Origin of the sequence: Rossellomorea aquimaris (assembly GCF_003315075.1) — a bacterium.
Taxonomy (GTDB): Bacteria; Bacillota; Bacilli; order Bacillales; family Bacillaceae_B; genus Rossellomorea; species Rossellomorea aquimaris_C.
This window is the reverse complement of record NZ_QNRJ01000008.1, coordinates 108,017-121,122: the sequence shown is the minus strand read 5'-3', so window position 1 is coordinate 121,122 and position 13,106 is coordinate 108,017. Positions and strand designations below refer to the sequence as shown.

The following is a 13,106-nucleotide window of genomic DNA, read 5'->3' as shown; positions in this document are numbered from 1 at the left end:
ACACACCTTTATGTCCATTCTCCTTTAATTTTTATATCTTTTATTTCTTCCCCTTGTTTAACATATTGGAGATGGTTCCAAAGTCTAATTGCTTTCCATCATTCACAATCGACTGCACAATCTTATTTTCCATTTCCTTGTTTACGGGTTTATTGGCAATTTTAGATACGCGTTTAATGACGCTTCTAACGGTTGCTTCATCTTTGAAGTTTGCATTTTGTAATGAGTTTGCAAGCTCTAACACTTCGTTCATGTTTACGCCTGTCTTCTTCTCTAAATTCTTAAAAAAGTTATTATTCATTTCCATCACGCCTCCTTTTAACTATAAGCATCATATGTAAAAAACCCAGGAGCGTGATTATGAATTGATTTTTTTGAAGGTTTTACATGTTTTTCCTTAATTTAGATTCACTATTAAAAAAATAGCTCTCTTTCGTTAACCTTGTTGGTATCTACACAGAGAAAGTAAGGCCGATGAGCATACTCATTTGGGTCTCACTTACTGGCATTACTTAACTTGCAAAAAAGTGAAGTTAAATAAGTGGTAGTGTGAAAACGTGACCGTTCCTTTCCGCTCCAGGCACTTGCTTTCCGCGGGGAGGAAGTCGAGCCTCCTCGGGCTTTGCCCTGTGGGGTCTCGACTTTTCCTCTATTTCCCGCAGGAGTCAATTGCCTTCCGCTACAATCCACTCTGTGCTACTACATTCTGTCTGCTATAAGGATAGATACAAACACAAGAATGCTCTTATTGTAGATATGTTGAGCATTTGTTGAAAAACAACTATCAACAAGGGAGTAAAAAAATTTATGTTATTTCATAAATCAGTGGATTATTGACTTTCTCACAAATGAAACCTTAAAAGGAAATTCAAACTTTACTTACCTTTAATAAGATTGTTTGCTAAAAAGCTTGTTTAAATTGTTTTCGATTTAGGATTCATGCTCAGAAAGTTGATTCTCGCTGCAGGATGCTCGACTCCTGCGGGAATAGCTGGACAGGTGAGACCCCGGAGGCGCAGCCGAGGAGGCTCACCGCCAGCCCCGTGGAAAGCGAACATCCTGGAGCGGAAATCAACTATTACTTTCTCCTCTACAATAGCAACAAACTTTACGAATAGAGCCTTACAAAAAGAGCAAAACAAAAAGACAGCATCTCTCAAATGAGGATTCTGCCTTTTGTACCCCTTTCTAACAGAAGCTAGCTCCAACGATAATCAAGAGAATGAAAAGCACAACGATTAATACAAATGTTGAGCCATAACCGCCGCCGCCATATCCACAGCCACCGTATCCATATCCATACATATAATTTCACCTCTCTTTTACCTTTAGTCTCTTATAACATATGTATAGAGAGAACAATACGTATGGGCTTTTAGAGAATTTATTGTGTGTTTGTCCAATTGTACAGGTCGAAGGTCAGGTTTCCTTCGCGGTCCAGTTGGGCAAGGAAAATGGATTCAACTTGCAATTGTCTTTTGGCTAGCTCTTTTTGTAACCAGGGCAGGGGAAATCCTACTTCTTGCAGGGCCGCTTCATCTATTTCCCCATCTGAAATGACTGCCTGGGGAGGGGTGGACTTTTGTGAGATTTTATATACATCTTCTCGAACAAGCGGTCTTTTTTCTCTTTTTAGTAAAACACTTAGATCTCCGTTGGTATCCAGTGACGCGAATTCCACATCTGCAGCTCTGAACACGTCCTTCTTTCTCAATTGTTCCAGCAGTTCATCAACGGAATACTTTTCTTTCTTTAAAGCCTTCTCATCAATATTTCCATCCTTTATGAAAACAGTCGGTTTCCCCTCTGCAAATCGTCTAAATCGAACGCTCTTAAGAGAAAGAAAGGAGAAAATGAGCGGAAAGCTAAACCATAAAAAGATGCTCATCAGTCCTTCACTTAAAGGAAGACCCAGATCCATTGACAGTGTCCCTGCAATGCTCCCAACCGTGATTCCTGTAATGTACTCAAAAAAAGACAATTTAGATAACTGCTTCTTCCCTAGTAACTTGGTTATGGCAAATAAGGAGAGTAGGATAAATATACTGCGTAGCGCCACCTCTAAATATTCAGGCATCGATTTTCACCTCTATCATCCTTTTGGTTTGAAAAGGAGTGCCCCAATGAAACCGAATATGATTGCGGACGAGATCCCTGAGCTTGTCACTTCAAACATCCCGGTCAGGACTCCCACTATCCCATGTTCCTGTGATTCCTGCATGGCTCCATTGACCAGGGCGTTACCGAAACTTGTTATGGGAATGGTCGCTCCTGCACCGGCAAAATCAATGAGAGGTTCATACAATCCAAATCCTGAAAAAACCGCCCCTGCCACCACTAATAAGCTTAATGTGTGGGCTGGAGTTAATTTAGCAACATCAAACAGTAATTGACCAATCACACAAATGATCCCGCCTACTGTAAAGGCCCAAAAAAACATCGCTAACACTTCGTTTCCTCCTTTCCTTTACATATATTCAATGGAAACCGCATGAGCAATACAGGGTATTGTTTCTCCTTGCTGAAATGTCAATGGTGATAACAAGGCTCCCGTCGCCACAACTAAGATGCGTTTATATGTCCCTTTTTTCATTTCATTTAATAGGTGACCGTACAGGACTGTAGCTGAACAGCCTGGACCACTGGCTCCGGATTGGACCGGCTGATTTTCTCCATAAATCAGTAATCCACAATCTTTAAATTGATGATCCGAGAAGTTGTATCCTTTTTCTTTCAGCATTTCAACAGCTGTCCGCCTGCCGATCTTAGCCAGATCACCTGTGATGATCAAATCGTAGTAAGAAGGATCTCTCCCCAGATCTTGAAAATGACCTGCAATCGTATCGGCAGCAGCCGGTGCCATGGCTCCTCCCATGTTAAAGGGATCTTTCAATCCCATATCCATCACCTTGCCGATGGTTGCAGAGGTAACTCTCGGTGCAGGGGCTGTAACAGACTTTCCTTCTCCAATTACTGCATAACCAGCACCTGTTACAGTCCACTGAGCTGTTGGAGGCTTTTGACCGCCATATTCAGTCGGGTAGCGGAATTGTCTCTCAGTTGCAGAATTATGGCTGGATGCCCCTGTCATTACATGCTGAGCCCCATGATAATTAACCAAGAATGCAGATAACGCCAACCCCTCCATCGACGTCGAGCATGCTCCGAATAATCCGAAGTACGGGATTCCAATGGTCCTGGCAGCAAAGCTTGATGGGGTAATTTGATTAATAAGATCCCCCGTTAAGAAAAACTGTACGTCGCTTTTTTGAAGAGACTGTTTATCCAACGCAATTTGAACCGCATCTTCAATGAGAGTTCGATTGGCTTTTTCATATGTGTCCTGTCCCATCCACAGGTCATCGTAAAACTGATCAAAGTCCGAAGCTAAGTTCCCTTTCTTTTCAAATGGACCGCCAACGACACCGGTCGACAGGATGGCCGGATGTGCAGGAAAGACCCATGACCTTGAACCCTGAAGCATTATATCACCCCCAATTGAATTAAGATTGTCTTGATTAATGCTACGACAAAGGCTGAGAATACCCCGAATACAATGACCGAACCTGCAAGCTTGAATATATTGCCGCCGACACCCAAGACATACCCTTCCGTTTTATGCTCGATGGCTGCTGATATCACTGAGTTTCCGAACCCGGTGACAGGGACAGCACTACCCGCCCCTGCGAATTGACCGATATGATCGTACACGCCAAAGCCCGTCAGAAGCATGGATATAAATACCATGGTGGCAACAGTTGGATTCCCTGCCGTCTGTTCTGTGAAATTAAAGAAATAAATAAAGATATACGTAATGACCTGACCGACTAAGCAGAAGAATCCCCCCACAAAGAATGCCTTCAGTACATTTTTAAGTAGAGGCCTCTTTGTTTCGTATTGTTTTTCCAACTGTTCGTATTTTTTCTGTTCGGGCGTTTTTGGTGATTTCCCCACAAAACATTCCTCCTACGTCTTTTCCTTTTGAAGCTTCACAATATCCTGGAACTTCTCTTCCGCATCTTTCTTTGAAATCGAACCTTTCTTAAGCTTTTCCTTTAAACGGATGGTTTCTAGAAATATCTTGTAATCACTGGACAATATAAAGTCTTCATCCGGATATTTATCTTCTAAATAATGATCCATCTCTTTTTCGATCTTCTTCATATGAAATCTTTGCAGGTGCTTCACTTTATATACCACGAGCGTTTCTTCTTTTCCTTGAATGACCGCTACGTCATATAGCTCTTCCATTTTCGAAATTTCCCTCTTAATGGCATGTCCATAGCTGTCTGTTTCAGGATTGTCCACTAGCTCAATGGGAGGCGGATCGGTTTTCTTCATAAGCGCAATCTTGCTGTCGTTTCCATCTTCCTTATTGGCGCAGCCTATTAAGACAAGTATCGTAAGTGGAACGATGATTCGTTTTTTGTTCATGACATATCCCTCTTTTATTTGTACTCATGTTTTATTTTTTTCTTAAAGTGAGATTTTATGAAAAAAAAAAGACTGCCCATTTTGAGCAGCCTAACTTTTCTTCACTTTTGATCCACAACCGCACCCTTTTTTCTTAATGGGGGAATTTATTGGTTTCTTGCTATTTGTAGAAGTATTCTTCATAATGATCGCCCTCCTTTTACGATGACCCTCACGACCATTATATGTGCGATAGCGTAAGCTTGTTTCCACTAATTACCTAATAAACTACTCTCTTAACCAACTTTGGACAGCCGCCTCTAATATGGAAGCAACACCAGCAACTGCCAATACTGTGATGATCGGGATGAAAAATTGAGGAAAAAAAACATTCCCTCCATAAAGGAATACAGCAACCCACATACCTGTACACCAATAACATGATAATAGTTCACCTATAAACCCTTTTATTCCACCTTTTTTGGGTACAAGGAAGATTTCTTCCACCCCATCTTCTGACATTTCAGGTACTTCATCAAAAAAAGGAGACCTTAAGAATTCCGTTATTTTATCAAATACGATGAGGTGAGTCATTCTAAACACAGCAATACCCAATATAATGATGTCAAGTATCTCCATATTCCCACTCCTTATATAAACTATATCCCGCCCAATTTAGTTAAAAGGGGCATTTGTCCGTTACCCAATTTCCTCTTCTACAATATGTTATTAGTGTAGTGAAAATTATTTAAGGAGGAAATTCTTATGGGTTGCGGTAATCACAGAAGAGATGACATTGCAGGTGCAAGAGACCGCGGTTGTGTATGCCTTGCTGTTCGCGCTATTAAAGATGTTCAAGATGCAGCAGATCAAGACTGTTTTGATTGTAAAAATGATTGTTTTCTTGAGCCATTAGGATCTTTGGTAAGTCCAGTTGGTAATGCACCAAATACTCGTGTTTTCAAACTTTATAATAAAAAAGGAGACCTATTCAAGGTTCACCCTAAACATTATTGCTGGAAAACACCTTACTTCCGTGTGAAGAATGTATTTGACGACTGCTGTGCCACACTTCAAGTATTGAAGAAAGTTCATGTTACAGGTGAAGATGTAGAATCAGAAGACGAATTAATGGGATTAAACAATAACTTCGTTTACGAATTGACTGGAGATTGTATCACAGTTGATCTGGATTGCTTCTGCGCTATTCAATGTATCGATGATGTAAGAGTAGAAGGAGTTTGTGACTAATCAGCACGAGATTAAAAAGCCAGTCGGAATTTCCGGCTGGCTTCTTTTATTTCAATCCAATGATTTTGATCGCCTTTATAGAATTTCTTTTCAAAGTGATTTCTTCACCTTGAAACGTTTTGATATCAATGGATGCGCCATCTGCATTGGTTAATACACCACGATACACCCCTTCTTCTGTTTGAAACGCACATGGGAACGGGGCTCTTCCCATAATACTCTGCTGCATATACTCAATTTTCCCATCCAGATCAAGGTCTTTAAATGGAGTGAGTGGTTTAAAGTAACCGTCATGTGAGTGTTCCCGCCCTACTTCACCTTGATTTGGTTCTTCACTATTAGGAGTCTCTTTTATAATGGGCCGAACCTCTTGAGTTTCTCTTTTTACAATCGTATGATACTCAGGCTGCTTTAACCTCCCTAATGGAGCAGCTTCAAATAACTCAGCACTTTTCCTTTTCATTTCGATTGGCCCGGTGTTTCTTTCTTCTTTTTTAGGTTGAACAATACTTGACGACCCTCTATAGACTTCCTGCATACTGCTTTTCACATCATTCAATCTGGGTTGATGTATATATAATAGTGGCTTTTTCTGTCTATTCAATCCTATCCCTCCTTACATTCTACATTTATATGTATGCAGGAACCGCCTATGAGTTTCATATTAGCTATAGATAAATACTATCTCTACATAACAAAAGAACCCCGGCTGCAGTATGCAGCCAGGGTTCCGTATGTCTATATTTTAACCTAATACATGATAACCGGAGTCTACATGCAGGTTCTCACCTGTAATCCCTCTTGAATAATCACTAAAAAGGAATACAGCCGTATCACCGACTTCTTCTTGTGTTGTATTGCGGCGGAGCGGAGCACGCTCTTCGATTTCTTTCAGTATGCTGTTGAAGTCACCTACACCTTTAGCAGACAGGGTGCGGATCGGTCCTGCAGAGATCGCGTTCACACGAATGCCGTGCTTTCCAAGATCGCTGGCAAGATACTTCACACTCGCTTCAAGAGATGCTTTTGCCACACCCATTACGTTGTAGTTTTGCATGACCCTCTCACCACCAAGGTAGGTCATGGAAACGATACTTCCACCTTCAGTCATAAGATCCTTCGCTACTTTAGCGACTGCTGTCAAGGAGTATGAGCTGATATTGTGAGCCAGTAGGAACCCGTCTCTTGTCGTGTTCATGTAATCACCAGCAAGCTCTTCTTTATTGGCAAAAGCGATACAGTGGGCAAGTCCGTGAATCACTCCGACTTCTTCCTTAATCGTTGCAAAGCATTTTTCGATGTCTTCATCACTTGTTACATCACAAGGCAGCACTAATGAATCTTCTCCACCTTCCAAAGTCCCGGCAAGATCTCTAACCCCTTTTTCAAAACGCTCGCCTGCATATGTAAAGATTAATCGTGCACCTGATTGATGTAGGGAACGGGCAATTCCCCACGCTATACTGCGTTTATTCGCAACTCCCATAACGACATATGTTTTACCTTTTAATGAAAGAGTCATTGTAATCCTCCTATTTTATACATGTTATTAGTACCTGATACTAATTCTACAGTAATACACCATAAAAGAAAAGAAGAATTCCTACAGGATTCGCCTTTTAACTTCTTCGATTTGAACTAAATGCCTTTGTTCATGTTTACCGAGAAGCTCTAACACTTGCCAAATGGGCATATCTCCAAATCGATGATGGTTCATGGATCGATTTTTCAAAGCTTCTTGCGTGTATAATTCCAGGAAGAGTGAAGTGTATGACCGGGATTCATTTAAGGCTAGAATTAAATCTTCCTTTTTTTGAAACTCAGAAGTTGGTTCGATTGGTGCCTTCAATTTCTTGGATGGATCATCAAACACGGATAAATCAGCTCTATTTTCACATGTTCCTGATTGATTCTCCGCTGCTGACTCGAGTGCCAATGTTAAAAATCTCTTTTCAGCTCCAGCCAGGTGGAGAACAATTTGAGCTATGCTCCATTCCTCTGGCGAAGGCTTTTCATTCAGCTTATCAACAGGTACATCCCTGAAGCTTCCTTTCACCTTATCTCTAATTTCCATTACCTTTGTTTCCCACATTTTCATGCCCCCCCTTTAGTATCTCTTTCTTATTAGATATTAGTGATAAGAGCGTAAACTCCTCTAAAAAATAAAACTTCCCAAGAAAGTTTCTCGGGAAGTTGATTATTTCTTAGCAATACTCACAGAATTCAAGCTCGCGTTTTAGTTCATCTACATATTCTTTTGAACCGGTGACGATCAAGCGGTCGTTCATGTGGAGTTCTGTATCTCCGTGTGGAACAATGGAATCTTTTCCCCTAAAGATCCGAACAAAGATAACATCTCCTGTAAACGGAAACTTCCGAAGGGTCATACCTTCAAATTGACTGTTCAGCATGCGAATCTCATAAAGCGATGTCTCTTGGTTCGTAAGGATATTCATGACAGATGGTGACTCAATGAGCGCACGCAGTAAGGCTTTCGTTGACAGGAATACAGAATATACTTCAATGTCCTGTTCTCGGAGTGTCTCATGTAAGTCCGGACTTTCCACCCTTACAATGACACGATTCACGCCATATTCTTTAGCGGTAACGGCAAGTGTTGCATTGATTTCTTCATCACCGGTTGAGATCACAATGATGTCCGAATCAAAGATGTTGTTCCCTTCGAGCGTGTCTAACTCGTAATTATCAATTTCATTGATGGTAAACAAAGAATCGGCAATATTACGATCAGACTTATCTTGTTTTGTATGATACAAGACAGGTTCATAAAGGGAGGAATGAAGTTCCCTTGAAACCGGCATCGTAAGTTGATTCGCTCCCAGGAATGTAATCTTGAGCTTTTTCTCCTTTGCGCTTTCCCTCGGGAAGAGCTTTTTGAAGAATATTGGCGTAATGATACACGTGATCACGGCTACTAATATGAGCGTCCCACTCATCTGTGCTGTGATGATTTCCATTCTCTCAGCGATTTTCGCAGCTGCAATGACAAGTGATAACGTTGATGTTAGTAAAAATGCTGATGCAATCGTTGTTTTCGTATCATACCAATACTTTAATAAGTAAACCGGGATAATTTTCGAAACCAGGAAAGCAAGCAGAAGTAATGGAATCAACAGAAGCATCTTTTTATCACTGAGCAGTGACCCAAGATCCAATTCAACCCCTACCATCACGAAGAAAATGGGAATTAAGAATCCATAACCAAAGGAATCAAGCTTATGAACCATTTCCTGATTAGGTGCCAACAATGATACGAGTACACCGGCAAGGAATGCGCCTAGGATGTTTTCAGCCCCAACGGTTTCAGATACAGCCACAAGGAGGATGATCAATGTAAAGACCGCTCGTGTGCCGATTTGAACCGTACCTGTCGACAAGCTCTTGATGAAGGAATTGTTCTTCAATCTCTTTGCCAGGAAATATAAGAGCACCCCAACACCGAACAGGATCAGGAGAAGCCACATATTTCCATCACCTTCACCGTAAAGTGACACGAATACGGCCAGTAAAATCATCGTCACAAGGTCTGCAATAACCGCCACAAGCAGAATGATTTGCCCGATGGCGCTTTTCATGATATGTGCTTCCTTAAGCGTAGGAACCACAACCCCAAGTGAAATAGTGGAGATGATAAGGGTCATTAAGAATGCATTATCAATGAGCCCGAATAAGACGAACAGATAAGACAGGCCAAGTGAAACAAAAAATATTCCGATAAAAATAATAGTCGCTACCTGGAGACGGTTCGGTTCTTCCTTTCCATTCGGCAACCGTTCTTTTTTCTTCTTTCCTCCTGAAAAAGCAGTGAAATCAATTTCCAGTCCGCTTAAGAACATAAGGAAGATAAATCCGAGTGTAGACAGTGTTTCCAACCACATGTCCTGGTGAACGATGTCAAATCCGCTCTTACCTATTATTAACCCCATAATGATTTCTGCGATGACAACAGGGATAAAATTGAGTTTGAATTTATGCAGCAATATGGGAGTTAAAAAAGCTACAAGAATGACAATAACTAATGATGTAACGGACGCATGCTGTTCCATCTATACCTCCCCCTCTCTCTTCTCTCTATATCAAATAATTCATAAACAATGTCGCTAAACCAAAATAAATTAAAATACTGATAATATCATTTATCGTCGTAATAAAAGGACCTGAAGCGACAGCTGGATCCACTTTTAGTTTGTGCATAAGTAGCGGTACTAATGTACCAGCGAGCGTTGCAACAAATAATGAGACCAACACGGAGATCCCAACGAGAACCCCCAGGAAGAATTCACCTTTCCATACATAGACCACGATGCTTACCACTACCCCGCATGTAGTACCAGTTATAAGTCCGGTTCCCGCTTCACGTATTACAAGGGACATCTTGTTTTCCTTTTCCAGGTCACCGGTCGCAATCCCTCTAACAGCAACAGCAAGGGCCTGGGTTCCCGTATTACCTGCCATTCCTGCGATCAAGGGTATAAATACGGCAAGAATCGCTACTTTATCTAACGTGGCTTCAAATCTCCCGATAAGGCTTGCGGTGAACATTCCTAGAAAAAGTAATGCAATCAGCCATGGAAGACGCTTCTTGGCAGCATTAAATGGACTTCGGTCGATGGAATCCAAATCGGCGATACCAGCTAACTTTGAATAGTCATCAGATGCTTCTTCTTCCATAACGTCCATAATGTCATCTACGGTAATGATCCCCAGTAAGTGATACTGGAAATCAACAACAGGCAAAGCAAGGAAGTCATAATCTTTCATTTGTCTCGCGACTGCCTCCTGATCTTCGCTGACGCCTACAGCCATGACGCGATCACTCATGATTTCGCCTATCATCACATCATCATGGCTGATGATGAGATCCCTTAGGGAGATAACCCCGACGAGCTTTTTATCATCATCCACTACATAAATGTAGTAAATCGTTTCAGCATTAGGGGCCTCATTCTTTAATATATACATGGCTGATCGAACGGTCTGATTCTTTGATATGGCGACAAACTCAGTAGTCATGATACTACCGGCTGTATACTCTTCATAATGAAGTAACTCTTTAATTTCTTTAGCTGATTCATCATCCATGATCGTTAAATAACTAACTACCTGGTCCTTATCCAGCTCATTTAAGACATCCACCGCGTCATCGGCATACATATTCGATAGCATTTCAGCGGCGTATGTAGGATTCATCTCCGCCAATATATCCTGATAATCCTCTTCATCTATATCCAGACTTTCAAAAAGCTCAGCCATCTCTTCCGGAGACAGATAATGATACAGGCGGCTTCGCAGGGCTTCATCTATTTTCGAAAAAAACTTTGCTTGGTCATAAGAGTGTAAATGGACGAATTCTGAGCGGAATAAATCCAGATCTTCTTCTTGAAGGGCTCTAATGAGAAGGTCTTCATCATACATTTCTTTTTCTTGTTTATCTCTTTCTTTTGCTTGATCCTGGGTTACTTCAGACATCATATACACCCTCCTTCTTATCTTGAATTGTATATAGTCGTAATAATACTAGCAAATCTTAAGACGAATGTCTCTTATGAAATGATAACCATCTTTAATATGGTTTGGGTTATGTACGGAAGGTGTATTAAAATATGAATAAACATCCCTTCGATATGAAAGACTGAATCATTAATATGGCATAAAATAAGCCAAAAGAAAAGAAAAATGCCACAGGAAAGTAGGTATCCTATGAAAATAGATATAATCGGAGACATTCATGGCTGTTATAAAGAGTTCAAAGAATTAACCAACAAGTTAGGCTACGATTGGACATCCGGTCTCCCCGTTCATCCACATGGAAGGCTGCTCGGCTTTGTAGGGGATTTAACTGACCGTGGTCACCACTCGCTTCAGACCATTACAACGGTCTTTCATCTGTTTGAAAAGGGATCTCTTTACTATGTACCTGGAAACCATTGTAATAAACTCTATCGCTACTTTCTGGGGAATAATGTGAAAATCCTGCACGGGCTGGAAACGACAGTAGCGGAACTGAGTGCCCTTCCCCGGAGTGAAAGAGACCGTTACCGGGATATGTTTCTCTCCTTGTATGAACAGTCCCCTTTATATCACGTGTTGGATGACGGAAAGCTGATCATTGCCCATGCCGGTATAAAAGAAGAGCTGATTGGAAAGCAGAGTAATCGGGTGAAAACATTTGTTCTGTACGGTGACATCACAGGTGAGAAGAATGAAGACGGTACGCCGGTCAGAAAAGATTGGGCTTCGGATTATAAGGGTGACGCTTGGATCATTTATGGCCACACCCCGGTAAAAGAGGCCCGAATCGTTAATAAGACTTGCAATATTGATACAGGAGCTGTGTTTGGCGGGAAGCTGACCGCATTCAGATACCCTGAGATCGAAGTGGTTAGTGTGGGGTCTGGCATGCCCTTTGTGGAAGATAAGTTTCGGGAGTTTGAATGATGTGCGGTTGTGCTAATTCTCCCTCCAGACAAAAAAAGAGATTCTTTTCAGTTCAACCGAAAAGAATCTCTTTTTTTCATTGTCTTTCAAGTATAATCCTCATATCCCGAGGCATCACAGCCTCCAAATGCACCCATTCTTTCTTAACAGGATGAAAAAAAGACAGATTCTTACAATGAAGTGCCTGCCTTCCTATCAACGTCACACTGCCTCCATACAAATCATCCCCTGCAAGTGGGTGTCCGATAAATGACATGTGAACCCTGATTTGGTGGGTTCTCCCTGTTTCCAATCTCAATTCAATATGAGCGAAATCCTGGTACCGCTTTTTCACTCGATAGTGTGTCAGTGCATACCGGCCATCCTGCCGCACTTCTCTTTCAATGATACTATCCGGTTTCCGGCCGATAGGCTCTTCGATCGTACCAATGTCCGGGTCCAACCCACCTTCTGCAAATGCTTCATACGTTCTCATAATTTCCCGCCCCTTCTGCTGAAGGCTGAATAAATGATGAACGTGGCGGTGTTTGGCTATTAGAACAAGCCCCGATGTATCCTTATCTAATCGAGTAACGATATGAACCGTCGAACCAATACCTACCCTCTCATAATAACCGGCTATGGCATTGGCGAGACTTCCTGTCGGTTCATTCTTAGTCGGAATGGATTTCATCCCCCATGGCTTATCCACTACGAGAACATCCCCATCCTCATATATGATGGACAATGGAATCTCTTCAGCAACTAACGACTCACTCCCTTTTTCTGCAGGAAACCTCATCTCAAGAATATCCCCTTCTGTAAGGCGATATCGGACATTTTCTTCGTTTCCATTAACCGTTATAGTCCCTCCATCAAACTTCACAGCAGTCAGTGTACGCTTTGAGATCTGCTGATCGATTAGAAACTCCCTCATCAGTTTCCCGTCATAGGAAGAAGGGATAACCCATTTCAATGTATAAAATTTCATCGTATACTTCCCA

16 protein-coding genes are annotated in these 13,106 nt (G+C 41.5%); 2 read left to right on the top strand and 14 right to left on the bottom strand.

Annotated elements, in window-relative coordinates; all coding sequences use genetic code 11:
* Nucleotides 1-40: 40 nt before the first annotated feature.
* From spoVIF to DET59_RS12435, 8 genes are all read right to left on the bottom strand, one after another.
* Complete coding sequence (gene spoVIF, locus DET59_RS12470) at nucleotides 41-301, bottom strand: sporulation-specific transcription regulator SpoVIF (protein ID WP_113970022.1); 261 nt, start codon at nucleotides 299-301, stop codon at nucleotides 41-43.
* A gap of 887 nt (nucleotides 302-1,188) precedes the next feature.
* Nucleotides 1,189-1,305, bottom strand: a complete 117-nt coding sequence (locus DET59_RS12465) for a YjcZ family sporulation protein (RefSeq protein WP_082051146.1) — start codon at nucleotides 1,303-1,305, stop codon at nucleotides 1,189-1,191.
* A gap of 79 nt (nucleotides 1,306-1,384) precedes the next feature.
* The gene (locus tag DET59_RS12460) at nucleotides 1,385-2,077 is read right to left on the bottom strand and encodes a DUF421 domain-containing protein (protein ID WP_113969982.1); all 693 of its coding nucleotides are present in this window, start codon (nucleotides 2,075-2,077) and stop codon (nucleotides 1,385-1,387) included.
* Nucleotides 2,078-2,092: 15 nt separating this feature from the next.
* Nucleotides 2,093-2,449: a stage V sporulation protein AE gene (spoVAE, locus tag DET59_RS12455; RefSeq protein WP_113969981.1), complete on the bottom strand. Its 357-nt coding sequence runs from the start codon at nucleotides 2,447-2,449 to the stop codon at nucleotides 2,093-2,095.
* Nucleotides 2,450-2,467: 18 nt separating this feature from the next.
* Nucleotides 2,468-3,484, bottom strand: coding sequence for a stage V sporulation protein AD (gene spoVAD, locus DET59_RS12450; protein WP_113969980.1), 1,017 nt, complete (start codon nucleotides 3,482-3,484; stop codon nucleotides 2,468-2,470).
* Entirely contained in the window at nucleotides 3,484-3,954 is a 471-nt protein-coding gene (spoVAC, locus tag DET59_RS12445) for a stage V sporulation protein AC (RefSeq protein WP_113969979.1), read from the bottom strand. The genes spoVAD and spoVAC overlap by 1 nt, the downstream gene beginning before the upstream one ends.
* 12 nt (nucleotides 3,955-3,966) lie before the next feature.
* A complete protein-coding gene (locus DET59_RS12440) occupies nucleotides 3,967-4,434 on the bottom strand; it encodes a sporulation protein (RefSeq protein ID WP_113969978.1) in 468 nt (155 codons plus the stop codon).
* Between the two features lie 267 nt (nucleotides 4,435-4,701).
* A complete protein-coding gene (locus tag DET59_RS12435; RefSeq protein WP_113969977.1) occupies nucleotides 4,702-5,052 on the bottom strand; it encodes a DUF1360 domain-containing protein in 351 nt (116 codons plus the stop codon).
* Between the two features lie 126 nt (nucleotides 5,053-5,178).
* On the opposite strand from DET59_RS12435, the gene DET59_RS12430 reads away from it, so the two are divergent.
* Nucleotides 5,179-5,664, top strand: a complete 486-nt coding sequence (locus DET59_RS12430) for a CotY/CotZ family spore coat protein (RefSeq protein WP_113969976.1) — start codon at nucleotides 5,179-5,181, stop codon at nucleotides 5,662-5,664.
* Between the two features lie 46 nt (nucleotides 5,665-5,710).
* Here DET59_RS12430 and DET59_RS12425 read toward each other — a convergent pair whose 3' ends face one another.
* The 5 genes from DET59_RS12425 to mgtE form a co-directional block, all read right to left on the bottom strand.
* Complete coding sequence (locus DET59_RS12425) at nucleotides 5,711-6,268, bottom strand: CotO family spore coat protein (RefSeq protein WP_181778141.1); 558 nt, start codon at nucleotides 6,266-6,268, stop codon at nucleotides 5,711-5,713.
* Between the two features lie 141 nt (nucleotides 6,269-6,409).
* Nucleotides 6,410-7,186 carry an enoyl-ACP reductase FabI gene (gene fabI / locus DET59_RS12420; protein ID WP_113969974.1) on the bottom strand — a complete coding sequence of 259 codons (777 nt, stop codon included), beginning with the start codon at nucleotides 7,184-7,186 and terminating at the stop codon, nucleotides 6,410-6,412.
* A gap of 81 nt (nucleotides 7,187-7,267) precedes the next feature.
* Complete coding sequence (locus DET59_RS12415) at nucleotides 7,268-7,756, bottom strand: DinB family protein (protein ID WP_181778140.1); 489 nt, start codon at nucleotides 7,754-7,756, stop codon at nucleotides 7,268-7,270.
* 112 nt (nucleotides 7,757-7,868) lie between these two features.
* On the bottom strand, nucleotides 7,869-9,731 hold the full coding sequence (locus tag DET59_RS12410) for a monovalent cation:proton antiporter family protein (RefSeq protein WP_113969972.1): 1,863 nt from the start codon (nucleotides 9,729-9,731) through the stop codon (nucleotides 7,869-7,871).
* 25 nt (nucleotides 9,732-9,756) lie between these two features.
* Complete coding sequence (gene mgtE, locus DET59_RS12405; RefSeq protein ID WP_113970021.1) at nucleotides 9,757-11,100, bottom strand: magnesium transporter; 1,344 nt, start codon at nucleotides 11,098-11,100, stop codon at nucleotides 9,757-9,759.
* Between the two features lie 285 nt (nucleotides 11,101-11,385).
* On the opposite strand from mgtE, the gene prpE reads away from it, so the two are divergent.
* The gene (gene prpE, locus DET59_RS12400; RefSeq protein ID WP_113969971.1) at nucleotides 11,386-12,123 is read left to right on the top strand and encodes a bis(5'-nucleosyl)-tetraphosphatase PrpE; all 738 of its coding nucleotides are present in this window, start codon (nucleotides 11,386-11,388) and stop codon (nucleotides 12,121-12,123) included.
* Between the two features lie 76 nt (nucleotides 12,124-12,199).
* Here the strand turns inward: prpE and DET59_RS12395 are convergent, their stop codons facing one another.
* A complete protein-coding gene (locus DET59_RS12395; RefSeq protein ID WP_113969970.1) occupies nucleotides 12,200-13,093 on the bottom strand; it encodes an RluA family pseudouridine synthase in 894 nt (297 codons plus the stop codon).
* Nucleotides 13,094-13,106 lie beyond the last annotated feature (13 nt).